Origin of the sequence: Massilia sp. Root133 (genome assembly GCF_001426525.1) — a bacterium.
In the GTDB taxonomy this organism is placed as follows: Bacteria; Pseudomonadota; Gammaproteobacteria; order Burkholderiales; family Burkholderiaceae_D; genus Telluria; species Telluria orientalis.
Genome location: NZ_LMEW01000012.1, coordinates 343055 through 368764, shown reverse-complemented (window position 1 = coordinate 368764; position 25710 = coordinate 343055). Strand labels below are relative to the sequence as shown.

At 65.5% G+C, this 25710-nt stretch carries 21 protein-coding genes; 12 read left to right on the top strand and 9 right to left on the bottom strand.

Features of this window, described 5'->3' with window-relative positions; all coding sequences use genetic code 11:
- The first annotated feature begins 21 nt into the window (after window positions 1-21).
- From ASD28_RS12350 to ASD28_RS12325, 6 genes are all read left to right on the top strand, one after another.
- A complete protein-coding gene (locus tag ASD28_RS12350; RefSeq protein WP_056127698.1) occupies window positions 22-747 on the top strand; it encodes an ABC transporter ATP-binding protein in 726 nt (241 codons plus the stop codon).
- A gap of 11 nt (window positions 748-758) precedes the next feature.
- Entirely contained in the window at window positions 759-1778 is a 1020-nt protein-coding gene (locus ASD28_RS12345; RefSeq protein WP_056127696.1) for a branched-chain amino acid ABC transporter permease, read from the top strand.
- A gap of 1 nt (window position 1779) precedes the next feature.
- Window positions 1780-2850 (top strand): branched-chain amino acid ABC transporter permease, encoded by a 1071-nt coding sequence (locus ASD28_RS12340; RefSeq protein WP_056127692.1) that lies wholly within the window; start codon window positions 1780-1782, stop codon window positions 2848-2850.
- 166 nt (window positions 2851-3016) lie between these two features.
- Window positions 3017-3679, top strand: a complete 663-nt coding sequence (locus ASD28_RS12335) for a choice-of-anchor J family PEP-CTERM protein (RefSeq protein WP_162252930.1) — start codon at window positions 3017-3019, stop codon at window positions 3677-3679.
- A 13-nt stretch (window positions 3680-3692) separates the two neighbouring features.
- Window positions 3693-4082, top strand: a complete 390-nt coding sequence (locus ASD28_RS12330) for a post-PEP-CTERM-1 domain-containing protein (RefSeq protein WP_056127687.1) — start codon at window positions 3693-3695, stop codon at window positions 4080-4082.
- Entirely contained in the window at window positions 4069-5526 is a 1458-nt protein-coding gene (locus tag ASD28_RS12325) for a PA domain-containing protein (protein WP_200951824.1), read from the top strand. The genes ASD28_RS12330 and ASD28_RS12325 overlap by 14 nt, the downstream gene beginning before the upstream one ends.
- Before the next feature lie 69 nt (window positions 5527-5595).
- On the opposite strand, the gene ppa is transcribed toward ASD28_RS12325, so the two are convergent.
- Window positions 5596-6132: an inorganic diphosphatase gene (gene ppa, locus ASD28_RS12320; protein ID WP_056127683.1), complete on the bottom strand. Its 537-nt coding sequence runs from the start codon at window positions 6130-6132 to the stop codon at window positions 5596-5598.
- Between the two features lie 274 nt (window positions 6133-6406).
- Between ppa and ASD28_RS12315 the strand changes: the two genes are divergently transcribed.
- Window positions 6407-6598, top strand: coding sequence for a hypothetical protein (locus tag ASD28_RS12315; RefSeq protein ID WP_056127681.1), 192 nt, complete (start codon window positions 6407-6409; stop codon window positions 6596-6598).
- A gap of 3 nt (window positions 6599-6601) precedes the next feature.
- Here ASD28_RS12315 and ASD28_RS12310 read toward each other — a convergent pair whose 3' ends face one another.
- The 4 genes from ASD28_RS12310 to hemC are packed head-to-tail and all read right to left on the bottom strand — an operon-like array spanning window position 6602 to window position 10707.
- Window positions 6602-7798: a heme biosynthesis protein HemY gene (locus ASD28_RS12310; protein WP_082577716.1), complete on the bottom strand. Its 1197-nt coding sequence runs from the start codon at window positions 7796-7798 to the stop codon at window positions 6602-6604.
- A 17-nt stretch (window positions 7799-7815) separates the two neighbouring features.
- Complete coding sequence (locus ASD28_RS12305; RefSeq protein WP_056127676.1) at window positions 7816-8970, bottom strand: uroporphyrinogen-III C-methyltransferase; 1155 nt, start codon at window positions 8968-8970, stop codon at window positions 7816-7818.
- Window positions 8967-9737 (bottom strand): uroporphyrinogen-III synthase, encoded by a 771-nt coding sequence (locus ASD28_RS12300; RefSeq protein WP_056127674.1) that lies wholly within the window; start codon window positions 9735-9737, stop codon window positions 8967-8969. Before ASD28_RS12300 ends, ASD28_RS12305 begins: the two co-directional genes overlap by 4 nt.
- Complete coding sequence (gene hemC / locus ASD28_RS12295) at window positions 9730-10707, bottom strand: hydroxymethylbilane synthase (RefSeq protein WP_307167974.1); 978 nt, start codon at window positions 10705-10707, stop codon at window positions 9730-9732. Before hemC ends, ASD28_RS12300 begins: the two co-directional genes overlap by 8 nt.
- A 77-nt stretch (window positions 10708-10784) precedes the next feature.
- Here hemC and ppc point away from each other — a divergent pair, with 77 nt between their 5' ends.
- The 5 genes from ppc (at window position 10785) to ASD28_RS31015 (ending at window position 21121) form a co-directional block, all read left to right on the top strand.
- Window positions 10785-13700: a phosphoenolpyruvate carboxylase gene (gene ppc / locus ASD28_RS12290; protein WP_082577714.1), complete on the top strand. Its 2916-nt coding sequence runs from the start codon at window positions 10785-10787 to the stop codon at window positions 13698-13700.
- Window positions 13701-13890: 190 nt separating this feature from the next.
- On the top strand, window positions 13891-16716 hold the full coding sequence (locus ASD28_RS12285) for a type VI secretion system Vgr family protein (protein ID WP_229412344.1): 2826 nt from the start codon (window positions 13891-13893) through the stop codon (window positions 16714-16716).
- Complete coding sequence (locus ASD28_RS31020) at window positions 16713-19070, top strand: DUF3274 domain-containing protein (RefSeq protein WP_082577713.1); 2358 nt, start codon at window positions 16713-16715, stop codon at window positions 19068-19070. The genes ASD28_RS12285 and ASD28_RS31020 overlap by 4 nt, the downstream gene beginning before the upstream one ends.
- A gap of 128 nt (window positions 19071-19198) precedes the next feature.
- Entirely contained in the window at window positions 19199-20824 is a 1626-nt protein-coding gene (locus ASD28_RS12270) for a DUF2875 family protein (RefSeq protein ID WP_082577712.1), read from the top strand.
- 27 nt (window positions 20825-20851) lie between these two features.
- Window positions 20852-21121: a PAAR domain-containing protein gene (locus ASD28_RS31015; protein WP_082577711.1), complete on the top strand. Its 270-nt coding sequence runs from the start codon at window positions 20852-20854 to the stop codon at window positions 21119-21121.
- A gap of 18 nt (window positions 21122-21139) precedes the next feature.
- On the opposite strand, the gene ASD28_RS12265 is transcribed toward ASD28_RS31015, so the two are convergent.
- The 4 genes from ASD28_RS12265 to ASD28_RS12250 all read right to left on the bottom strand — a co-directional run bounded on the left by ASD28_RS12265 (window position 21140) and on the right by ASD28_RS12250 (window position 25689).
- A complete protein-coding gene (locus ASD28_RS12265) occupies window positions 21140-21916 on the bottom strand; it encodes a transporter (protein ID WP_056127656.1) in 777 nt (258 codons plus the stop codon).
- A 53-nt stretch (window positions 21917-21969) separates the two neighbouring features.
- Window positions 21970-23574, bottom strand: coding sequence for a methyl-accepting chemotaxis protein (locus tag ASD28_RS12260; RefSeq protein ID WP_056127655.1), 1605 nt, complete (start codon window positions 23572-23574; stop codon window positions 21970-21972).
- Window positions 23575-23588: 14 nt separating this feature from the next.
- On the bottom strand, window positions 23589-24365 hold the full coding sequence (locus tag ASD28_RS12255) for a transporter (protein ID WP_056127652.1): 777 nt from the start codon (window positions 24363-24365) through the stop codon (window positions 23589-23591).
- Window positions 24366-24522: 157 nt separating this feature from the next.
- Complete coding sequence (locus ASD28_RS12250; RefSeq protein ID WP_056128421.1) at window positions 24523-25689, bottom strand: MFS transporter; 1167 nt, start codon at window positions 25687-25689, stop codon at window positions 24523-24525.
- Window positions 25690-25710: the final 21 nt, after the last annotated feature.

Below are 25710 nucleotides of genomic sequence, written 5' to 3'. Positions count from 1 at the left end.
ACGCTGAGAACGACACTGCCCATGACCGAACCCATCCTCACGCTGTCCGGCGTCCACACCCACATCGGCCAGTACCACATCCTGCAGGGCGTCGACCTCGTCGTCCCGCGCGGCGGCCTGGCCGTGCTGCTGGGCCGCAACGGCGCCGGCAAGACGACCACCTTGCGCACCATCATGGGCCTGTGGAAGGCCAGCCGCGGGACGATCACGTTCGACGGCCGCGACATCACGAAGCTGTCCACACCGGACATCGCCCGCGCCGGCATCGCCTACGTCCCGGAAAGCATGGCCGTGTTTTCCGAACTGACGGTGCGCGAGAATTTATATCTCGCCGCGCGCAACGGCCCGCTGGACGCGGCGCGCGTGGACTGGATCTGCGGCTTCTTCCCCGCGCTGAAGAAGTTCTGGAACTACCCGGCGGGCAATCTGTCGGGCGGCCAGAAGCAGATGGTGGCCATCGCCCGCGCGATCGTCGAGCCGAAGAAGCTGCTGCTCGTGGACGAGCCGACCAAGGGCCTCGCCCCCGCCATCGTGCAAAGCCTGATGGCGGCGTTCCGCGACCTCAAGGACACGAGCACGACCATCCTGCTCGTCGAACAGAATTTCAACTTCGTGCGCACCCTGGGCGACAGCGTGAGCGTGATGGACGACGGCCGTGTCGTCCACGCGGGCCTGATGCACGACCTGGCGCACGACGACGCCCTGCAGCAGCGCCTGCTGGGCCTGTCGCTCGACTCCCATCAATGAATGAGACAACGATGAGTGCAACCCTCCCAATTGCCCAGGCGGATGCGCCGTTGCCGGCAGCACGGCGCGACATCGCCCCACTGCTGCTCGTGCCGGCCGTCGTGCTGGCGGCGCTGCCCTTCATGAGCCTGCCGACCTGGATCACCCTGACGGTGGCCGGGCTCGCGATGGGCATGATGATCTTCATCATGGCCAGCGGTCTCACGCTGGTGTTCGGCCTGATGAGCGTGCTGAACTTCGGCCATGGCGCCTTCGTCTCCGTCGGCGCGTTCACCGCGACGTTCGTGCTGCTGCCGATGCGCGGCTGGCTCGAGATGGATTCCCTGCTCGCCAACCTCGGCGTGCTGGGCCTCGCCGTGCTGCTCGCGATGGTCGTGACGGCGCTGCTCGGCTGGGCGTTCGAACGGGTCGTCATCATGCCCGTGTACGGCCAGCATTTGAAGCAGATCCTGATCACGATGGGCGGCATGATCGTGTCCGAACAACTCATCAACGTGATCTGGGGTTCCGAACAGATCGCCCTGCCGCTGCCGGCCGCGTTGCGCGGTGCCGTGTTCCTGGGCGAGGCCGCCATCGAGAAATACCGGCTGCTGGCGGTCGTCGTCGGCCTCGTCGTGTTCGCCGCGATGTTCGTCACTCTGAACCGCACCAAGATCGGTTTGCTGATCCGTGCCGGCGTCGAGAATGGCGAGATGGTCGAGGCGCTGGGCTACCGCATTCGCCGCCTGTTCGTCGGCGTGTTCGCGGCCGGCTCCGCGCTGGCGGGCCTCGGCGGCGTCATGTGGGGCCTGTACAAGGAAACGCTCGTGGCGCACATGGGCAGCGAGATCATGGTGCTGACGTTCATCGTCATCATCATCGGCGGCCTGGGGTCCGTCGGCGGCTGCTTCATCGGCTCCCTGCTGATCGCGCTCGTCGCCAACTACGCCGGCTTCCTCGCGCCGAAGGTGGCGCTCGTCTCGAACATCGCGCTGATGATCGCCGTCCTCCTGTGGCGCCCGGCCGGCCTGTACTCGAAAGGACGTCATTGACATGCTGACCCAGCTTCTCTCCGGCGACCTGCCGCGCAGCCGTGCGTTGACCGCCCTCCTCGTCGTCATCCTGCTCGGCCTGCTGTTCGCGCCGTTCCTCTTTTCCGGCGCGCGCCCGCTGAACACGGCGGCCACGATCTGCGTCTACATCGTGCTCGTCGCGTCGTACGACCTGCTGCTCGGCTATACCGGCATCGTCTCGTTCGCCCACACGATGTTCTACGGCATCGGCGCGTACGGCGTCGGCATCGCGCTGGCGAGCGTGGACGAGCCGACGTGGAGCGCCATCGTCACGGGCATCGTCGCGGCGCTGGCGCTGACCGTCGTCCTGGCCTTCGTCATCGGCCTGTTCGCCCTGCGCGTGCGCGCCATCTTCTACGCGATGATCACCCTGGCCGTCGCGTCGTCGTTCTCCGTGCTCGCGTCGCAGCTGTCCGACTTCACCGGCGGCGAGGACGGCCGCACGTTCAGCGTGCCGGAAGTCCTGTCGCCAGGCTTCACGCTGATGGAGAACGAGGTGTTCGGGCGCAGCGTCGACGGCAAGCTGGTCACCTATTACGTCGTGTTCGCGGGCTGCCTCGTGCTGTTCCTGTTCCTGCTGCGGCTCGTGAACTCGCCATTCGGCCGCGTGCTGCAGGCGATCCGCGAGAACGAGTTCCGCGCCGAGGCGCTCGGCTACCGCACCGTCGTCTACCGCATCTGGGCCAACGTGCTGGGCGCCGTCGTCGCCGCGCTGGCCGGCGCGCTGATGGCGCTGTGGCTGCGCTACGTGGGGCCCAAGACGAGCCTCGGCTTCGAAGTGATGACGGACATCCTGCTCATCGTCGTCATCGGCGGCATGGGCACCATGTACGGCGCGGTCGTGGGCGCCACGCTGTTCATCCTCGCGCAGAACTATCTCAAGACCCTGATGGGCCAGGCCTCCGAGATGCTGTCCGGCGTCCCGCTGCTGGCCGCCGCGCTGCATCCGGACCGCTGGATGCTGTGGCTCGGCGTGCTGTTCATCCTCTCCATCTACTTCTTCCCGATCGGCATCGTCGGCAAGCTGCGGCTGCGCCGCTTCGCACGCTGATCTCATCCGCCGGAGGGCAGCCTTGCCCTCCGGTCCCGTCTCGCGGCCCGGCGCGGCCCGTCCATCGATACCCCGTTTTGTCCAGCCTGTTCGTTAGCTGAAAATCAAGGGTCGTTATCATCCGACTCATAAGATGGGCCCATGCATAGTTCATGAAAGGGCGTCCATGAAACCCGTAAGAACCTTGTTCGCGACAGCCGCGCTGTCGCTGGCCGCACTGGGCGCGACGACCGCGCGGGCTGCCGGGGTCGAAGTACTCAGCGAAGGATTCGACGACGTGGCGGGCCTCTCCGGATGGGCCCAGGTCAACCACAGCGTGCCCGCCGGCAGCGCCTGGTTCCAGGGCAATCCGGCGCTGTTCCCGGCCCAGTCGGGTGCGCCCGATGCCTACGCGGCCGCCAACTTCCTCAGCGCCGCGAACGGCAGCGGCAGCGTCGACAACTGGCTGATCACGCCGGTGCTCGCCCTGTCCGGCACCACGGTGCTGAGCTTTTACACGCGGCACGATGCGCTGCCCGGCTTCAACGACCTGCTCGAAGTGCGCTACGCGGCGGGTACGGGCACCGACATGGCAGACTTCACGACGCTGCTGACGACGATCGGCGGCACGGCCGGCTACCCGACGGACTGGCAGCAGTTTACGGCGACCATCACGAACAGCGGCAACGGCCGCTTCGCATTCCGCTACCTGGGACCGGCTGATACCCTGAACTATGTCGGCCTCGATACGGTCTCGGTAGTGACGGCGGTACCCGAGCCCGCGCACTGGATGATGCTGGCGCTGGGCCTGGGCATGATCACCCTGCTGCGCCGCCAGTCACGCCTTTGAACCGGAGGAAGCCATGTCCAAGGAAAAACTGCTCACCATCGGCACGCTGGCCGCCCTGTGCGTACTGGCCGCCTTTTCGATGCACGCCAGGGCCGCGGGCCAGGAAGGCATGGTCGTCGTGCGCGATCCGCAGACCGGCCAGTTGCGCGCGCCGACGGCCGACGAGCTGAAGGAACTGCGCGCCAAAGCGCCGGCCACCGCCGGCCTCGCCGCACCCCGCACGCAGGGCACGATGAGCCGCCGCGACGGCTCGCGCGGCGTGCGCCTCGGCGAGAAAAGCATGGTCTACGAAGTCGTCACGCGCGGTCCCGACGGCAAGCTGACGAGCGAATGCGTGCAGGGCCAGACACTGGACCACAACCCGGACCACAACCACGGGGAGCCGAAGCATGAAAGCCGTTGAATCGTCGCGCCTGCAACGGGTCCTGGGCGCCCTCGCCGGCGTCGCCGCCGCCTGTGCATTCACCGTCGGCGCGGCCGCCCCGGCCCGGGCCGCGGCCACCATCGTGATCGTCAACCTGAACGCGCCTGGCGTCGGCTTCAACGACCCGACCCCGGTCGCGCCCGTCGGCGGCAATACCGGCACGACGCTCGGCGAGCAGCGCCTGAACGCATTCCGGCGCGCGGCCGACATCTGGGGCGCGACGCTCACGAGCAGCGTGCCGATCCGCATCGGCGCGTCGTTCGTGCCGCTGTCTTGCACGGCCACGAGCGCCGTCCTCGGCGCGGCCGGCGCCAACGAGGTCTGGTCCGACTTCCCGGGCGCGCCGCGCACGTCGACGTGGTACCCGAGCGCCCTGGCCAGCAAGCTGGCGGGCCAGGACGTCGCGACGCCGGGCGAGCCGCACATCATCGCCCGCTTCAACGCGCGCCTCGGGCTGTTCCCCGACTGCCTGCCGGGCTCCGGCTTCTACCTCGGCCTCGACGACCAGTTCGGCAGCCAGATCGACCTTGTCACGGTGCTGCTGCACGAATTCGCGCACGGCCTCGGCTTCCAGACGTTCACCGACGACGAGACGGGCGCCGAGATCCAGGGCATCCCGTCGATCTGGGATTACTACCTGCTGAACAACCGCACGGGCAAGCTGTGGGTGGAAATGACGGACGCCGAACGCGCCGAGTCGGCCGTGTCGTGGCGCGGACTGTCCTGGAACGGGCCGATCGTGACGGCCGCCGTGCCGCAGGTGCTGGATCCGGTCTCGAACCTGGCCGTCAGCGGTGCCGCCGCCGGCACCGCCGGGGGCAACTATACGGTGGGCGATGCGTCGTTCGGCCCGCCGCTGTCGAATCCGCCCGTCGCCGGCCAGCTGATGCCCGTCGTCGACCAGCCCACCGGCACGGGCCTCGCCTGCGATCCGCTGAATGCGGTGAACAGCCTCGCCGTGCGCGGCAACATCGCCCTCGTGGACCGCGGCACGTGCGACTTCGTCACCAAGGCCCGCAACGTGCAGGCGGCGGGCGCGCTGGGCATGGTCGTGGCGGACAACCAGCCGGGCGACGTCGGCGGCATGAGTGGCAACGACGCCAGCATCACGATCCCGTCCGTGCGCATCACGCAGGCCGACGGTATCAGGCTGAAGGCAGCGCTGGAGCGCCGCTCGCGCACGCAGTCGGGCGTCGTGGCCGGCCTGGGGCTCGACACGACGCGCCTGGCCGGCACGGACAGCGCGGGCCGCATCCTGATGTACACGCCGACCACGTACTCACCGGGCTCGACCGTGTCGCACTACACGACGGAGGCCAAGCCGAACCAGTTGATGGAACCGGCGATCAACACCGACCTGACGCACGAGGTGACGCCGCCGCGCGACCTGACCTACCCGCTGCTGCGCGACATCGGATGGTGACGGTGGTGACGTAAACGACAAAGGGCCGCTCACCCGAAGGTGGCGGCCCTTGCGACCGAAGTGCGGGCGTTATGCGCCCTTCGACTCGTGGTTCTTCACGCCGGCAAGGATCTCTTCCTTGGCCGCGTCCGGGCCTTCCCAGCCTTCGACCTTGACCCACTTGCCCTTTTCCAGGTCCTTGTAGTGCTCGAAGAAGTGCTGGATCTGGCGCAGGGTCAGTTCCTGGACGTCCTCGACCTTTTGCAGGTGCGAATAGATCGGCAGGATTTTTTCGACCGGCACGGCCAGGATCTTCGAGTCGCCGCCGGCTTCGTCGGTCATCTTCAGCACGCCCAGTGCGCGACAACGCACGACGACGCCCGGGATCAGCGCGAACGGGGTGATGACCAGCACGTCGCACGGGTCGCCGTCGTCGGCGATCGTGTTCGGGATGTAGCCGTAGTTGCACGGGTAGTGCATCGCGGTACCCATGAAGCGGTCGACGAAGATCGCGCCGGATTCCTTGTCCACTTCGTACTTGATCGGATCGGCGTTCATCGGGATTTCGATGACGACGTTGAAATCGTTCGGCACATCGCGGCCGGCGTTGACGTTATTCAGGCTCATGGATAGTCCTTGGTTGCTGGAGAAACAATAAAAGGTCGATTATAACGAATCGCCTCGGGCTTGTGCGCCGCACAAGGTCGCGTAAGCACCGAAATGCCCGCCGCAACAGGCAGTCTGTTGGTCCGCCCCACACACTCGGAAGCACGGTGTTGGCGGGATCCCGACCGGGCAGGCCTCTTTTGCCAGGGGAATCCCCCGATCGCAGGGTGGCACGCCTCCTGCTGGATAGCCGTCGGCGGGCAGCCGCCCGCGTCACCAATCCGAGGGGAACGACATGAACATCCAGAAACACATGGAGGCCATCTTCATCACGGCGCTGGCCATCGCCGGCGCCGGATCGATCGTCATCGACCGCCTGCCGGATGCCCGGGCAACGCCGGCCGTCCCGGTCGCGAACAGTATCGGCATGCCCGGCCACATGGCCGTGATCATCGTGCGCGGCAAGCGGGACGCACGCCGCGCATGACGATCACAGCACCGTCGCCAGCGCGCACGACCGGTAATGCCTGTCGGCCTCTTCGCGCTGGCCCAGCGCCTCGTGCAGCTGCGCCAGTTTCAGGTGGGCTTCGCGCACCATGTGCGGCTCGGTGGCGTCGGACAACGCCTGCTCCAGGTAGCGCTGGGCCTTGCCCCACAGTTTCTGGCGCAGGCACAGGGAACCCAGCGTCAGTTCCAGTTCCGGATCGTTCGGATGGGCGCGCAGCCAGGTTTCGCAATTCTCGATCTGCGCCAGCAGCGTGGCCGAACCTTCCGGACCGGCCGCCTCGCGGTAGGCGCGCACGACGCGCTCGTCCCAGCCGGCTTTCAGGGCATCCTCGACGATGCCGCGGGCGTCGTCGTGCAGGCCGCGCGCATTCAGCGCTGCCGCGGCACGCGCCGCGATGGTCGGTTTCACCCGGTCCCCGGCCGGGACGCCGGCCCACACGCGGCGGATCGACTCGGCGTCGTGGCCGCCTTCGGACAGCAGCGCGTCGTACGCCAACTCACGCAGGCGCGCGGACAGCGCGGGGTGCAGGGCGTTGCGCTTGTCGAGGATGCGCACCAGACGCAGCACCTCGGGCCAGTTGCGCGCCTGCTGGTTGGCCTTCATGGCCCATTGCAGCGCGTGGATATGGCGCTGGCCGCTGGCGTTCAGTTCCGCGACGGCTTCCAGCGCGCCTTCCGGCTTGTGGTCGTCGACGAGCAGTTCCGTCACCGTCATCAGGCGCGCCGTCTTGAGGGACTGGTCGTGCACGACGCCCGCGAGCCAGGCGTCGCGGCGCGCCGGTTCGCGCATGCGGTGCGCGGCCCGGGCGCCGATCAGCGCGGCGAGGCCGGCGTTCTCGGGCAGGTCGGCGGCGCGCATGGCGGCCTTCTCGGCATGGCCGAAGCGGCCTTCGAACAGGGCTTTCAACGCTTCGCGCAGGCCGCGGTTCGCTTCGCGTTCACGCTTGCGGTAGCGGTACTGGGCCACGCGCTCGGGCATGCCCAGCGTGGCCCGCACGGCGCGGACGAGGCCGTACAGCACGAGGAACAGCAGGAACGCCAGCACGACGAACAGGTTCAGCGACAGGTCGATCCGGTGCGGCGGATAGAAAAAGACGACGTTGCCGGGATTGAAACGCGCGGTCACGGCAATGCCGATCGCCGCGGCCATCAAGGCGACTAACCAGAGTAATAAACGCATCGTTCAGGCCCCGCGCTTCACGGCTTCGATTTGTAATTGCGCACGGCGTTCAGGCTCTCCGACAAGTCGGGCACGTCGATGGTGACGTTGTTGGCCTGCACCTGGCGCAGCAGGGCCTGCGCGGCCTGCGTCGAGCGTGCCTTCGTGTCGAAGTACTTCACGAGCTGCTGCTGTGCGGAATTGATGTCGTCGCGGAACGTGCCTTCGTTGCGCGACAGCAGCGCCAGGCGCGCATTCAGCAGACGCAGCTTGAGGTTCTCGCGCACGAAATACGATTCGCTCGGCGACAGCATCAGCGCATCCGGATTGTCGACCGTGCGCACGCGGATCAATTGCCGGATGTCGTCCCACATCTCGTGGCTCCAGTTGCGCCACGTTTCCGTCATGCGCTGGGCCAGCGTCCGGTCGGCCGGTGCCGCGGCCTTGCCGGCCACCGCAAACGCGTTCACGCGCGACGGCGCGATCGGCTCGGCCGGCTTTTCGTCGGACAGCAGCGGCAGGTTGTCGATCTGCGAAATGACGTTGTCGAGGCGCAGAGCGATGCCGGGCTGGTCGACGGACGGCAGCGCCTTCAGCTTTTCGATGTCGCGCGCAATGGCGCGGCGGATCGTGATGAATTGCGGCTTGTCGGAGCGCGACAGGGACCGGTCGGCGTTCTGCAGCGCGATCAGCGCGCCCTGCACGTTCCCGGCCAGCTGCAACTGCTGGCTCGCGGTGGACAGCACCTGCTCGATCTCGGACAACGCCCATTCGTCGCGGTTCTTCGAGATGTCCTGGTACATCTGCTCGAGCGCGGCCTGCTGGCTCTGCGCTTCGGTCTGGCGGTTTTCCAGCACGCCGACCTTCACCTGCAACTCCTTGGCCGCCTCCTGGATCTCGCGCACGGCCTGCGCCGTCTCGGCGTTCGAGGCATTGTCCTTTTGCAGCGTGCGCGCGACATCCTCGCGCAGCTTGTTGAAACGGCTGTGCGTGGAATACGTCTGGAGGGCAAGCAGGATGGCCAGCGCGAGGATGGCGACGTTCTGCGGCTTCTGCAGCAGCCCGCCGACCCTGGTACCCTCGGGAACACGCGGCTCGCCGGGGCCCGCCGGCGCCGGCGTCACATAGCTTTCCGGCGGAACGACCGGACCGCCCATGTTTGGTTTTTCTGGATTGTTGGGCAATTCGTTCATGCTCGTGATTGTAACGCGGCAAGCAGCCGCTCGTCGCCCGACCCCGTGAGCGTCACAGTGGTGAAACCCAGTGCAGAGGCCGTTTCCGCGATGCGGGCATGCGGAACGATCAAGTGCTGCCGTTGCAGATTTGCCACACTTGCTCCGCCGTCAAGCTGCTCGACGAGGCCGGCCAGCCCGCGCAGGGCTTCCGAGCTCGTGATTATCCAGTCGTTCGGGCCTGCCAGCAAGGCGCGCAGCGACGCGGCCAGGTCCGGCGTCAGGTTCGGGACGGCGCGGCGGTAGGCGGCAACGGTCTCGACCTCGATGCCGGCCGCGCGCAAGGCGTCCGGCAACACTTCGCGGCCCGTCTCGCCGCGCACGACGAGCACCTTGCGGCCCGCCAGCGCGGCCAGGTCGAGTGCCTGCAGCAGGTGTTCGGAATCGCTGCGGGCCGGGTCGAGCGGGACATGGACGCGGTAACCGTCGCCGGCGATGCCGTGGCGGGCCAGCGCGGCCCGGCTGCCCTCGCCCACGACGGCGAGCGCCACCTCGGCCGGCCACGCGTCGAGATGGGCAAACGCGGCGTCGACGGCATTCGGCGACACGAACGCGACCAGCGCATACTCGCGCAGCCGGCCGAGCGCGGCGCGCAGCGGGGCGGCATCTAGCAACGGGGAAATGTCCAGCAATGGCAGGATCAGCGGTGTGCGGCCGAGCGCCGCCACCGCGCGGGCCAGCGGCTCGGCCTGCTGGCGCGGACGGGTGATGACGACCGCGTCAGGCATCGCCCGCGGCGGTCGCCTTGCATTCGGCCAGGATCCCGGCGGCATCCTGCGCGGCCAGCTTCTGCGCCACCTGCTCGCCCACCGCTTCCGGCAACGCGGCCGGGCCGCTGGCGTCCGCGAACGCGCTGCGGCGGCCGTCCGGCGTGGCGACCATGGCGCGCAGGTGCAGGGTATCGCCGTCGACGGTCGCATGCGCCGCCAGCGGGATCTGGCAGCTGCCGCCGAACACTTGCGACACTTTACGTTCGGCCTGCACGGCCTGCGCCGTGTGCGTGTGGTTCAGCGGCGCCAGCAGTGCGCGGACGTCGAAGCCGGCGGCATTGCCCGACAGGATCTCGATCGCCATCGCGCCCTGCCCTGCGGCCGGCAGGCTCTCTTCCGGCTCGAGGTAGGCACGGATGCGGCGCGTGAGGCCCAGGCGCTTGAGGCCGGCGGCGGCGAGGATGATCGCGGCGTAGTCGCCACGGTCGAGCTTGCCCAGACGCGTGTCGAGGTTGCCGCGCAGCGGCTTGATCACGAGCTGCGGATAGCGCGCGGCGATCAGGGCCTGGCGGCGCAGGCTGCTCGTGCCGACGATGCTGCCTGCCGGCAACGCGGCGAGGCTGTCGAAATCGTTGGAGACGAAGGCGTCGCGCGGGTCTTCGCGTTCGAGGATGGCGGCCAGTTCAAAGCCTTCCGGCAATTCCATCGGCACGTCCTTGAGGGAGTGCACGGCCAGGTGGGCGCGGCCGTCGGCCATCGCCACTTCGAGCTCCTTCACGAACAAACCCTTGCCGCCGACCTTGGACAGCGTCTTGTCGAGAATCTGGTCGCCGCGCGTGGTCATGCCGAGAATGTCGATTTGGCACTGCGGATATAATGCTGCGAGCCGGTCGCGCACATGCGTGGCCTGCCACATGGCCAGCCGGCTTTCGCGCGATGCGATAATCAGTTGCGCGGGAACATGCTGCGTCGTGTCGTTGGAGTTCAAAACGGTTTCTTTCACTGTCGTTGCGCCCGGATCGGGCAGCGCCGGTTAAGCCCATACCTGAGATCACAAATTCTAGCATGGGCCTACCCGCAGGCCATGGCAAACCGCCAGCGCGCCCCGCAGGACCTTTGGTAATACCGATTCGTTGTATCTGCAGTTTCAACAATTCAACCATGGTCGATATGGACAATCCCGCTGCACTCTCCCCCCAACCGCCCGGCAACGTCGACAAGGACGCGCCGCTGAAAGAAGACATCCGCCTGCTCGGCCGCCTCCTCGGCGACGTGCTGCGCGACCAGGAAGGCGAAGCCGTGTTCGACGTCGTCGAAACGATCCGCCAGACCGCCGTGCGCTTCCGCCGCGAAGACGACGCGCAAGCCGGCACCGAACTCAAGACGCTGCTGGCGAAACTGTCGCGCGAAGAGACGAACTCCGTCGTGCGCGCCTTCTCGTACTTCTCGCACCTGGCCAACATCGCGGAAGACCAGCACCACATCCGCCGCCGCCGCGCCCACCTGCTGGCCGGCTCGAAGCCGCAGCCGTCCAGCGTCGCCTACGCCCTCACCCGCCTGAAGGATGCGGGCGTCGCGCAGGACACCGTCGAAGGCTTCCTGCGCGAAGCGCTGATCGCCCCCGTGCTGACGGCGCACCCGACCGAAGTCCAGCGCAAGTCGACGCTCGACGCCGAGCACGACATCGCCCGCCTGCTGGCCGAGCGCGACCTGCCGCTGACGCCGAAGGAACGCGCGCGCAACCTGCAACTGCTGCAGGCCCGCATCGCGACCTTGTGGCAGACCCGCATGCTGCGCTACGAAAAACTGACGGTGGCGGACGAGATCGAGAACGCCCTGTCCTACTACCGCGCGACGTTCCTGCGCGAGCTGCCGGCCGTGTACGACGACGTCGAGGAAGAGATCGCGGCGCAGTACGGATCCGCGGCCGATGGCCTGGACGACGCGGCGTACATGCAGATGGGCAGCTGGATCGGCGGCGACCGCGACGGCAACCCGAACGTCAACGCCGCCACGATGCAGCGCGCGCTCGTGCGCCACTCGACGACCATCTTCGATTTCTATCTCGACGAAGTGCACGCGCTGGGCGCGGAACTGTCGCCGTCCACGCTGCTCGTGTCCGCGAGCCCCGCGCTGCTGGCGCTGGCCGATGCGTCGCCGGACCACTCCCCGCACCGCAGCGACGAGCCTTACCGCCGCGCGCTGATCGGCGTCTACGCCCGCCTCGCGTCGACGGCGCGCGAACTCGGCGCCACCAACATCCTGCGCAAGGAAGTGGGCCATGCGGATGCGTACCGCGATGCATCGGAGTTCCGCGCGGAGCTGCAGGTGCTCGCCGATTCGCTGAACGAGAACCACGGCGCCATCCTCGCAGTGCCGCGCCTGAACGGCCTCGTACGCGCGGCGCGCATCTTCGGCTTCCACCTCGCCTCGCTCGACATGCGCCAGAGCTCCGACGTACACGAGAAAGTGCTGGCCGAGCTGTTCGCGCGCGCGGGCGTGGAAGGCGATTACGCCGCGCTGTCCGAGGACGCGAAAGTCAGACTGCTGCTGGACGAACTGGCGCAGCCACGCCTGCTGTACACGCCGTACGAAAGCTATTCGGACATCACGAATTCCGAACTGCAGATCCTGCGCACGGCGCGCGAGATCCGCAAGCGCTACGGCACGCGCGCGATCCGCAACTACATCATCTCGCACACGGAAGAAGTGTCCGACCTGCTGGAAGTCCTGCTGCTGCAAAAGGAAACGGGGCTGTTCCGCCCCAGCGAGAAGAAGAGCGACGCGATGGTGATCCCGCTGTTCGAAACCATCCCCGACCTGCAGCGCGCGGCCGAGATCATGGGCACGTGGATGGCGCTGCCGATCGTGGCCGACGTGATCGAGCACCAGGGTCGCCTGCAGGAAGTCATGCTGGGCTATTCGGACTCGAACAAGGACGGCGGTTTCCTGACGTCGAACTGGGAGCTGTACCAGGCGGAGCTGAAGCTGGTGAAGGTGTTCGCGGACGCGAACGTCAAGCTGCGCCTGTTCCACGGCCGCGGCGGCACGGTGGGCCGCGGCGGCGGTCCGAGCTACGACGCGATCCTCGCGCAGCCACCGGGCACCGTCAACGGCCAGATCCGCCTGACGGAACAGGGCGAGATCATCTCGTCGAAGTTCAGCAATCCGGAAATCGGCCGCCGCAACCTCGAACTGCTGGTCGCCGCGACGCTGGAAGCGGGCCTGATGCCGCACGGCGCGGACCGCGAACAGATCGAGCGCCTGTCCCGCTTCGAGCCCGTGATGGCCGAGCTGTCGCAGCGCGCGTACAAGGCCTACCGCGACCTCGTGTACGAGACGCCGGGCTTCACGGACTACTTCTTCGCCGCGACGCCGATCGCCGAGATCGCGGAACTGAACCTCGGTTCGCGCCCCGCGTCACGCAAGTCGACGCGCCGCATCGAAGACCTGCGCGCGATCCCCTGGGGCTTCTCGTGGGGCCAGTGCCGCCTGCTGCTGCCGGGCTGGTTCGGCTTCGGCGCCGCCGTCTCCGGCTGGCTCGCCGAGGGCGACCGCGACCAGCGCCTGGCGCTGCTGCGCGAGATGGCGCAGCACTGGCCGTTCTTCGCGACGCTGCTGTCGAACATGGACATGGTACTGGCCAAGAGCGACCTCGCCATCGCGTCGCGCTACGCGGAACTGGTGCCGGATGCCGATCTGCGCGAGCGCATCTTCAAGCGCATCGCGGCCGAGTATGCGGAGACGCTGCATTGCCTCACGCTCGTCACGGGCACGGAGGAACGCCTCGTGAACAATCCGCTGCTGGCGCGGTCGATCCAGAACCGGTTTGCGTATCTCGATCCGCTCAATCACCTGCAGGTCGAGCTGATCCAAAGGCATCGGGCGCTGTCGGCCGAGGAAGAGGTCGATGAGCGGGTGCATCGCGGGATTCACCTGTCGATCAATGGTGTTGCGGCGGGGTTGCGCAACACGGGCTGACGATCACTTCACCCGTAACGACAGGGCCCCGGAAACGGGGCCCTGTTCGTTTCAGCACTGCGCATTAAGCTGTACGACGCGCTCTCCCGACGGTCGTCAGGTTGTGTTCGCTCAAATGTCACTCAAGCATGAGCTTGAATAATTACAAGGTTCCCAGCGCAACGCTTGGGATACCCACGGTGCACTGAGCGTGATCAACCTGAAAGGGGTACGACCGATGGCAGATCCCGACATCGCAAGAACGTTCGCCGAAGTTCAATATGTGCTGAGAGATCGCCACCGGCCGCTTCGCCTGCTTCTTGATGGGATGACCAAGGCCGGAAACGAGTCGCTCCTGCCGCAACGAATAATCGGCAGCGAAGCGATCTGCGGCGGATTCAATTTCCGGATGCTGTGTGTGTCCGAGAGCGCGACCCTGCCCCTCAAGAACTTCATCGGGGTGCCTGCCGAACTACAAATCGTCACCGACCGCGGCCAGCTACGCCGTATATGCGGGCTCGTCACTGAGGCTGCTTCGGGCCAAAGCGACGGCGGGCTCGCCACGTATCAATTAGTCATGAGCGATGCGCTTTCGGTGCTGGAAAGCAAAGTCAACACGCGTGTGTTCCGAGATAAAAGCGAACTGGAGATCGTGCAGATACTGGTCGCCGAGTGGCAGAAAAGCATGGGGGTTCTGGGAGCATCCTTCGATCTGGCAATCGACGCCAGCCTCGCCAATCGCCGTTTTCCCAAACGCCAGTTCATCATGCAGCACAACGAGTCAGACGCCGCCTTCGTTCGTCGGTTGCTACAAAGACGCGGGATAGGCTGGTTTTTTCGTCCCGGACTGACGACGGGCGCCGGGTCGTCCGAAACCGGTCGGGCGCCATCAAGGATCGGACATACCTTGGTATTGTTCGCCGATTCGAGTCAACTCGACCAAAATGCCGCCGGGTTGGTGCGATTTCATCGCGACGATGCAACTGAGCAGCGCGACACCATCACCGGATGGAGCGCGGTACGTGCGCTCCGTTCGGGGAGTACGTCGTTATTCAGCTGGGACTACCTTCAGCCCAGCAATACGATGTTCATGAGGGCCCAGGTACCGGCTCAGGCCGATCAGGGCGAACAAGGCAACCAACTGGCCGCCGGACTGGACGATTACCAGGTCGCAGCCCCGCACATCGGCGACAGTCCGCGCGATCTGTTGGACCTGAACGACGCGCAGATGGCTTACCACGAGTACGCCGCCAAATGGTTCAAAGGCGAAGGCAGCGTACGCGACCTGGCCGTCGGCGAGTGGTTCAGCCTGAAAGGCCATCCGGAAATCGACGCCCATCCCGACAGCGCGCGGCAGTTCGTCGTCACGTCTCAGCACATCATTGCGGAGAACAACCTACCGGTGGACATTGGCGCACGTGTGGAGCGACTCTTCGAACGTAGCGGCTGGGCCCGCGGCACAGCTGCGTCGCAACGGACCGATGACGACCGGACGCTGCGTTACCAGACAAGCTTCACGTGCGTGCGCAGGAGCATCCGCATCGTTCCGCCCCGCCCGATCCTGCCGCGCCCACAATTACAGTCGGCAATCGTCGTCGGCCCGGAGAGCGAAGTCGTGTGGTGCGATCCGCTGGGGCGTGTCAAGGTTCGTTTCCTGGCTACGCGGCCACAAGACCACGGGCATGCGGCCGGCGCCGGCAGTTCGGATTCGGATCGTGACTCGGCTTGGGTACGTGTCTCGTCCAGCTGGGCAGGAAACGGTCTCGGGGCCCGTCTCCTGCCCCCGGTCGGCACCGAAGTGCTGATCGACTTTGCAGGCGGTGATCCCGACAAGCCAGTCATCGTCGGACAGGTGTACAACGGCGACTCGCCACCGCCCATGTTCGTCGGAGAGGACGCGTTGCCCGGTACCCGCCACCAATCCGGCCTGCGCAGCCGGGAGATTCGTGGCCGACGCGGTAACCAGCTTCGGCTGGACGATACGACCGGCCAGATCAGTGCGCAGCTGGCCAGTGACCATGGTAAGACGGAGCTGAACCTTGGTTATCTCACTGAGCCGCGCCGAGAGAATGGCGCGCGGCCACGCGGTGACGGCGCGGAACTACGCACCAACGAAGCGATTGCCCTGCGCGCGGCACGCGGTATCTTGCTGAGTGCCTGGAAACTGCTCGACGGCTCGGACAGCAAGGGTACCCAGCTCGCACGCAACGAATACCTCGACCTGCTGCGCGAATGCGGTGAACTGTGCACTTCACTCGGCAACTACGCCGCAGAGCACAACGGCCTGGCGATCGATGCCAAGGAACAGGACGCACCGCGCGCACGGGTCAAGAACTGGGAGGACGGAAGCAACACCGCGCCCGAAGCCGCCGAGCCAAGAGAGCCGGTCATCGCCGTGACCTCGCCGGCCGGCATCGGTTTCGCGAGCTCCAAGGCCATCGTCAGCTACTCAGCCAGCAACGTCGACACCACGGCCCAACAGCACTTGCAACTTACGGCTGGTCAGCGTTTTGCAGTCAATGCCGGCAATGGCATTTCGCTCTTTGCCCGCGGTGGCGGACTCAGTGCAATCGCGCACGTCGGAAAACTGCTGGTGCAAAGCCAGCATGACGATATCGCTGTCAACTCCGCCAAGGACGTTCAAGTGACCGCCAGCGAAGGCTCGATTACGGTATCGGCCAAGACCATCCTCCTCGTTGCGCAGGACGGCTCATTCCTCAAGCTCGGGGAAGGATCCCCGGTCTTCGGGAGCAAGGAGGCCCTCAAGTTCCACGCACCTGATTTCACTTGGGATGGCCCGGAGACGATGAGTGCACAGCTCCCCACATTCAAGAAGGACGGGACCGATCTCAAGTTCGAGCCTCGTCTCTATCCGCATCTCGACGGCGGCGTGCCGGCTGCCGGAATGGCTTACAAGATCGAGTCCGCGGCCGGTGACGGTGCGGGAAAAACCGACGCGCAAGGGGCGACCTCGACCTTGAAGCACGAGCAGATGCACGTTGCGAGCATAGATCTCAAGGAAGAAGACCAGCCATGACCGATGCAAAAAGCGCTTCGCTTTACAAGAAACTGCCATTCAGCCGGGGTAAGGGGCAAGGCGTTACTTTGCCCGGACAAGGAAACAAGAAGATCGTCGGCGTCAGGCACAACCTGCCCGGCTCCATCATCCTCGTACATGGCGTGAACGATGTTGGCGTCAGTTACGACGCGGTGGAATCGGGTTTGTGCGAAGGGCTGGCGGAGCGCCTGTGCGGTGATCTGACACCAGGTACGTATCGCATGCCGCAAGCCGCCGACCGCGAGAAGTTAGAGGACGATCCCGACGACGTTTTCTACAAGCGTAAGATCGGCGACGATACGCACAGTCCGATTATTCCATTCTACTGGGGGTTTCGCGAAGAATCAGCGCACGTGGTCGACTGGAGGAAAACACCCCACGGTCAAGCAGTCGACCGCTACGGCAACCGGCTGGACAGAGATTACTCGAAAGAAGGCGGCCCGTTCGCCAATGCGACATCGTCGCTACCGGAGATGTGGAACCGAGGTAAAAGCGATGCTTATGGAAGCTTAGACTGGGCGTCGCACGATGCTACTCACCCAATCCTGAAGAACCCGGGACGGCTCTACATGATTCTGGCTGCACGACGCCTCGCCGCCTTGATTTCAATGATCCGCGATTATGATGAGGACGAAACAGTCTCGATTGTCGCTCATAGCCAAGGCTGCTTACTCAGCCTGTTAGCGCAGGCCTTTCTCCTCGACCCAAAAATGCAGAAAGATCAGCCTGGCGCACGTCCGGCCGATACACTCATCCTGTGCAACCCGCCTTACAGCCTCGTCGATGAATTGCCAACAGCAGCGGCGCTCGTGAACGGATATTCGGGCGCGGACGTGCAGATGTTGAAAGACACGGACCGATATCGATTCGTGAAAGGCGGACAGACTTTGCACGCTCGTCTCACGACTTTGGCAAACATCGTGAAGGGCGTACACGATAAAAAACATCCGACGCCTGTATTCTCGGAACTATCCGATACAAAAAAACACATGGGCGCAGTCGGCCCTAAATGGGAGGCGTCCAACGATCGCGATAACCGGGGCAAGGTCTACCTCTACTTTTCTCCGGAAGACATGACGGTAGCATTCGCTGGTGTCGAGGGAATCGGCTGGCAGGGGGTACCCGACATTTTACGCGGCCATCGTTTGGAAACTCGCTCCACAGGCGATGCAATAACGGCAATCGACAACTTTGCGCCACAGTCCTCGCCATCGGCCACGATATACAAGCCACTTGCTGCGTTAGGCTCCGGATTCTTTCAACGCGTTTTCACATTAAAGCGGCGCCCAGATTATCGTAACGGCAAACTTGTCCTAGTAGGCCAGTCCCCCCACGATTTTGCGTTAAGAGTGCCCGGGGAAGACGACCATGGCCACACTGCCGCGAGCGATTCCTTCATAAGCAATCACAGCTTGCGTGAGCACTTGCCTAGAGCGAGTGAAGCGCCGAGTGATGCATCCCCTGAAGAGCGAGCTCGCTTCGGTCTACGCCGCATTACCGGTGAAGCCTTGCCGAAGCCGGTTATGGCTAGCATGGGCGAAAGCGCCTTCCCGGACGCGCAGCATCGCTACGGCGCGAGTGAGAACATCGACCAAATCGACGCGGCCATCTCCGTGACCAGCGATTTCGGCATCGATGGACACCATTGGGAATGCGTCTCCGATCCGTGTGGCATCGCCGTAAAATTGCGAGGCTATCAACCGATTGCTAGCCCACGTCTCGACGTCTATCCCGGCAGAGTGGTGAAGGTCAACGAACAGCGGCAAGTGTTGACGGAAAAGCTCAATCGCGACAAGAAAATCGAGGACAGATGCGAGGTCAAGAATGTGTACGTTTGCCTAGAGATCGGTTTTGAACGCCCACTCAACCCGCCCAAACTGTTGATCGAACGAAGCGAAACTCCGAACGAAGCCCGGCTGCGCTGGCAAAAAACGAACACATCACGCTCATTCCATAGCGCGATTTACGCTGGCCGCAAGAATCATAGCCAAGTGACCGCGTACGACGTGGCCATTGGTGGTGGCAAGGCGCCAACACATCCGCTGTTCTATAAGTATCTGTGTGCGGTAGCGGATTGGAGGTTGAAGGATACCCTTGAAAAAGAGTCACCTCGACATAGCATCCTCAAATGGAGCAAATTCCTGCAAGAGTTTGCAATCTACTGGACAGATGAACGTCCTTGGCGAAAGGCGCTCATCGAAGGTAACCAAATATATTACTCAACCGGCAAATTACCCGCCGATCTGCCGCTACCGCCGGAGGGACTTCCGCAATGCCTTGTTGTGGAATCGATGGCTGGAACAGTCGGGAAGGTTGACCGAGCACCCTCATGAGTACATTTCGCCCGACGAGGCATTCAGGAGCAAAAGCATCTTAGGCAATGTAGTGTTACGCCTGACGCATATGTCGATATTTATGATTTCGACAATGCAATCGCAGCATCCAACAAGCGGAGATAACAATGAGCAAACCCTGGTGGCTCCTGGCGGTCGCGTTAGGAATCGGACTGGTATTTGGAGGACGATGGGTGCTGGCGCGACGCGACGCAGATGCGCGCCAGACGCAAGCATCAGCTGCTGCTGCAAAGGAGCGTGATCAAGCAGCGACCACGCATAGCGAGCAGGGACGGCACGAGTACGTGCTAGAAGTGATCAATCTAGGGGTTACCCTGGACAAGTACCGACAGGGCAAATTATGGACTGCACTTCAAACCGGCAACCCGTACACATCCCTTCGCGAGCATGATCCCAAAAAATACCCATGGACGATGTTTGACAAGCTTGGCCAGAGCGGCGGGCGAAGTGGTGACACGTTGGAAAACGGTGCCGGTTACACCGTTACCGAATGGGGAACGCCGGTATTCAACGCAAGGCCTCCCGATACGAGTAAGTATGCAGGCAACCCACTTATGCCGGACATGGGGATTGCCGCTTCAGCTGAGTCATCTGGCATGTCGACCAGCCTATTTGTGGCCGGCCCGGCCCGCTTTGCCGAACGACCAGACCACATCCTCGAAGACGTTTTCGAGTTCTTCGATGCCAACCCTGATGTCCCGTATGTCGTATTGAACTCAGACGACGGAATGGCCGTTCGCGACGTGTCCCAGTCGCCTGGTTCGCCATCGCTCGTCAAAGAGGGTTACTACGTCCCCCAAATGCCGGACGCATCAGCGCTCTTCGTCCTTGCGCGCCGCGAGCGGGTCGATCCGATTCGTCCTTTCGTCTACGAAGATATCGACGATTACCGAACCCCGATGGAGTTGCTCAACCGCGATGGAGTCGCGCGACGCCTGTTTCTGGGCTACCTCGACTTGACGAAGTCGTTGCCGCGCCCAGAAACGGTGACTCACAATCGTCCCCCAACCATCCCCGAATGGCTGGAATACGCCGCCAAGTTCAGCACGCGCCCAGACATCCGCGGCACTGGCCAGATCAGTTTCCTGGATCGCGAGTTCAACGCAAAGCACCGACCACCGCCCGACTGGAAACCGACTCCCTGGTTCCCCATCCCATGGAGCAAACTGCAGCTCCAACAATTCGACAGCATGGCCTCGCTCGGCTTCATTCATCGGCCTGTCTTCGTGAAGACGACCGATGAGCACGGCAAACCGCTCCCCCGGCGCGATGCGCGACAAAAAGCGCTGATGGAAGGCTTGCAGGAAGCACTACGCACCCTGCCCGAGGCCGAGCGCGCCAAAGGGCCGGCGCGCGTGATCGCCGCCACGAATAACCAAACCGAGCAACTTGTTGCTCTCGAAGGCATGCTGCACCAGTACGCCGCGCAAGGCGGTCCTGAAATCGACAGCGGCAAGGTCGACCAGTTCATCAACATCGACCGGCGCCTCGGCAACACGGGGGCGGCGACTTTATTCATGCAGATGGCGATCGGCGTCATGGGCAGTTACCGCGCCGGAGGGCCAAGCCTGGCCGTCAACCTGCGCGACCCGCACGAAGCGACTCTCATTTTCATCAGTCCGCCTTCCGATGAAAAGCGCAAAGCCCAGCAAGAATCACGCGGTGACGTATTCCGGAGTATCAGATCGATGGCGGCGCCTGCGGAGAGCGACGTTGCCACGGCCGTCAAGTAAATCTCACTCTCAACGACGACAAATGCCATGAAAAACGTCATCAGACTGGGCGACGTCACGACCCACGGCGGCAAGGTAATCAGCGCCAGCGCATCTCACTTCAAAGTCCACGGCGTTCCAGTGGCCTGCGTGGGCGACACGTGCAGCTGTCCCATCCCTGGCCACTCAGGCTGCACGATCACCAGCGGTTCTCCGCACCACACAATCAGCGGCAAGCACATTGCATTCGATGGCGACAGTCTGAGTTGTGGAGCGAAGCTGATCTCAAGCTTTCAGCATTTCAGCACAAAGATATAGCGTAAGTCGCGTACGACGTTAGCGTCTGACGGACACGCCAAACGCCAGGCTCAACCCCGGCGTCTGGCGATTCACCCCATGCACCACCATCGCGTCGATCTGGCAATCCCTGTTCACGAGCCACGACACGCCCGTGTCGACGATCGCCTGCGTCCCATGCCCGATCTGCGGCGCGGCCACTTCCGCGAAGCCGTGCAGCCGCTCGCTGAACGCCTTCCCGACCGACGCCGCGAACACGCCGTACGTAACATCGCTGTCGCGCACCACGCCCGGCATCACGCCCAGCGACCAGTCGTGCCCGAGATCCCACTCCACCGGTAGCTCGATGGACGGCCGGAACCCGCTGCCGCGCAGCGCCGCACTGCCCATGGGCAGCGCCACCTCGGCGATCATCCCGACGGATGGCCGCATGCCGTCCGGGTCGGCGACATGCCATTTCACGCCGGCGGACAGGTCGGCCCAGCCGGCACTGACCGTGTGCGCGCCGGACGCGGGGTCGCCCGCGTGCTCGATCGTGCGCCCGTCCGTCTCCACGCGCAGTTCGAGCGCGTCGGCCACGCCGATGCGCAGCAGGGTCGGCGTCGTGAGCGTGCGCACGTGCGCCTCCAGGTCGCGCTGGCGGTCCCATTGGACGCCCGTCTCGAGCTGGACGCGGTGGCTGCCCACCACCTGGCTCGAGTTGGCGACGTTGGGACGGTCGGGGTTGATGGTGTCGTCGTCCGCACGGGCGGCCGGGACGGACAGGACGCCTGCCAGCAGGCAGGCCAGGGAAGCGGAGCGGATCGAAGTTTGCATACCGACAGTATGCCAAGGCCGGGCCGGCGTGGCCTAACCTGTCTACATCGTAATCATTGCAGCGCCAGGCGCGCGGCCCCGACCGGCGGCTGCGGCGCACGCGGCGCGGCGGCGGGCGGCGCGGCGAGCACGAAACTGGCCACGAGCCGCTGCAGCTGCTCCGCCTGTTCCTGCATCGCGCTCGCCGCGGCCGTCGCTTCTTCCACCAGCGCCGCGTTCTGCTGCGTGGCGTCGTCGATCGCGCCGATGGCGCGGTTGACCTGGCCGATGCCTTGCTCCTGCTCGCCGCTGGCGATGCTGATCTCGCCCATGATCGCGGTCACGCGGCCCACGCTGTCGACGACGTCGCGCATCGTGGCGCCCGCTTCCGCGACGAGGCGCGTGCCGGCATCGACCCGGGCCACGGAATCGTCGATGAGACCCTTGATCTCGTGCGCCGCCGCATTGGCGCGCTGGGCCAGGGTGCGCACCTCGCCCGCGACGACGGCAAATCCCCGTCCCTGCTCGCCCGCGCGGGCCGCTTCCACCGCTGCATTCAGCGCGAGGATGTTGGTCTGGAACGCGATCCCTTCGATGACGCCGATGATGTCGACGATGCGGCGCGCGGACGTGTCGATCGCACCCATCGTGTCGACCACCTGGCCCACGACGGCGCCGCCGCGCTGGGCGATGCCGGATGCCGATTGCGCGAGGCTGTCCGCCTGGCGAGCGTGCTCGGCGTTCTGGCGCACGGTCGCCGTCAGCTGTTCGATCGACGTCACCGTCTGTTCCAGCGCCCCGGCCTGCGCTTCCGTGCGGCGCGACAGGTCGGCGTTGCCGCCCGCGATCTGCGCCGTGCTGGTCGCGATGGCCTCGGTGCCGCCGCGCACGTCGCCGACGATGCGGCGCAGGCTGGCCTGCATCGCGCCCAGCGCGCGGTTCAGGCGCCCCGTCTCGCTGCGGTCGCCGTCGCCGCACGCGAGGTCGGTGTCGAGGCGGCCGGCCGCGATGCGGTCGGCGAGGTCAATCGCGGCGTCGAGCGGACGGCTGATCGAGCGTACGAGCAGCACGCCCGCCACGAACGTCGTCAGCGCGGCCAGCAGCGCCATCATGATCACTTGCACGCGCGCGCGGCGCACCGTCGCGTCGCCGGCGGCGCGGGTGTCGTCCGACGCGGCTTCGATTTGTCCGGACAGCGCCTCCATGCTTTTTTCGAGTACGTGGAAGCGGTCCATGAACGCCGGATACGCGGCGCGCGCGGCGGCGGGATCGGACACCTTCAGGATATCGTCGACGCCGCGCAGGTAAGCGTCGACGTCCGGCTTGACCTTGTCGATGGCCGCACGGATCGCGGGATCCTTCACCTGCCTGTCGAGGTTCGCCATCATCTCGCGGAACAGCGCCTTGTGTTCGGCGGCTTCGCGCCGGGCGGCGTCGCGCGCGGCCGTGTCGGCATCGCCCGCCAGCAGCGCGGCCAGCACGTCGGCCCGGAGGGCGTCGTGCGCCTGGTCGGCCTGCATCTGGTGGCGGATGGCGCTGCCGTTGCCGGTGATGGCGTCCATGGCGCCGTCGAGCTGGCCGACGGCCAGTTCGCCGATGCCGCCGACCATGACGACGAAGGCGATGGCGGTGACGTTCCAGGCCAGCATGCGCTGGCGGATGGTGAAGCGGTTCAGCATGGGAATTCCTTCCGTTATCGGCGCACCGACAGGCCCAGGCCGATGCCCAGGTCCGCCGTGCGGCGGTTCAGGCCGCGGCTCAGCGCGGCGTCCAGTTGAATGTCGTTCGTGAGCAGCCATGTCACGCCGGTGTCGAAGACGGCCTGCGTGCCGCCGCGGTTGGCGCGCGCGATGCGCGGCGCGGCCAGTTCGACGAAGCCGTGCACGCGTTCCGTGATGTCGCGGCCGACCGTGGCGGCGAGGATGCCGTAGCCGCGGCGGGCGCCGCGCTCGTCGTTGTCGGTGCCGGCGCCGGGCATGATGCCGATCCCGACGCCATTGGCCAGCTCCCACTCGGCGGCGACACGCAGCGACGGGCGCACGCCGGAACCCCGCAGGGCCTTGCTGCCGCCGGGCAGGTCCGCATGCAGCAGCCAGCCCAGCGACGGTGCGGCGCCGTCCTGGTCGGCCGTATGCCATTTGATGCCGACGGACGTGTCGGCGTAGCCGGCCATCGTCGCGCCGCCCGCGTGTGCGACGGTGCGGCCGTCCGTCTCGAAGCGCAGCTCCGTCGTCTCACCCAGGCCGATGCGCAGCAGGGTCGGCGTCGTGAGCGTGCGCGCGGTCACGCCGCCGGCGCGGTCGCGCTCCCACTGCAGGCTCGTTTCCAGCTGCAGGCGGCCTTTGCCGACAACCTGGCTGGATTCGACGAAGTCGGGACGGTCGGTGGAAATCGTGTCGTCATCGCCGGCCGATGCGGCGAGCGGCAGGCCGCAAGCGGCGGCCAACAAAAGGAAAGAAAAGCGAGCCATGTGGATATGTGGAACAGTCGATGTGCCAAGTATCCGCAAGCTGGCTCGTCAATACCAGACAGATTGTGAATTTCTCGATAGAACCATTTTTCGTTTGATAACTTATGTCGGGGCGGCACCACAAAGCTTGTCGGAGCAGCATGCCGAACGCCGTGTATCAACCCTGCATGGAAATGCGATGGCCGGGGCGCAACGACATGGCGATGAGCGCCAGTACGAGGCAGAGCGCGGCCATCAACCACCACGCGGGTGCGAGATTCGAGAGGTGCTCGCGCAGCAGTCCGGCGGCGAGCGGCAGGATCGCCGCCAGCAGGTAGCCGCCGCCCTGGACGAAACCCACGATCGCACCGGCATCCTCCGGGTTATCGCCGTGGTCCATCGCGACGATGAGCGACAGGGGGAACAGCGCACCGATACCGAGCCCGGCCAGCAGGGCCGCCGGCCATGCGAGAGCGGCCGGGGCGAGGGAAAAGCCGAGCATCCCCGCGAGGAGCGCGCCGATCGCCAGGAGCAGCACCACACGCCGGTCGGGCGTCCGGCCAACCACGGCGGACACGGCGATCCCTGCCGCCACTTCCGCGCATGTCAGGGCGCCGAGCAACGCCCCCGCCGCTTCCGGCGACCAGCCGAGCTGCGTGTAAAACGGCGGCAGCCACGCCAATACCAGGGTATAGGCGCCGGTGCCCAGGCCGAAAAAACCCAGCAGGAGCCAGCCGCGCCTCTTGCGATGGACCGGGCGCCGTGCCGCGTGCACCGGCAGCGCATCGGGTTGCGACGTGGCCAGGCACCAGGCCGCCAGTCCCACCAGGGCGGGGAACACCCATACGCCCAGGGCCGCGGTCCAGGTCATGCCTTGCGCCAGCCATGGACTGGCCGCGCTGGAGATCATCGCCCCGCCCATGATCGCGGTCGAATAGATACCCATCACCGTTGCCGTGTGCCCTCCCGCGCGGTGCCGGATCGCCATCGGCATCAACGCCTGGACCATCGCGATGCCGATGCCGCCTGCGATCGCCGTCGCGAGCAATGCGGTGGGGCCGCTCCACGCCCAGCGTCCCAGGCAGGTCAGTACGATGAGCAGCACGCCGGACGCGATGCCCCGGCGCGCGCCGAGTGCGGCTTGCAGGCGGGAGGCGCCCAGCATGCACACGCCCATCAATGCGACCGGCAGCGTGGTCAGCAGGCTGGCCCCGGTATCGCTCAGTCCCGTCTCGCGCTGGATCACGTCGAGCAGGGGCCCGATCGTCGCCATCGTGGGACGGAGGTTGATTCCAACGAGCACGACCGCTGCTGGAAAGGCATATGCGCCGAGTGATTTTGACATGTCGAGTTCCTGGAACCGTTC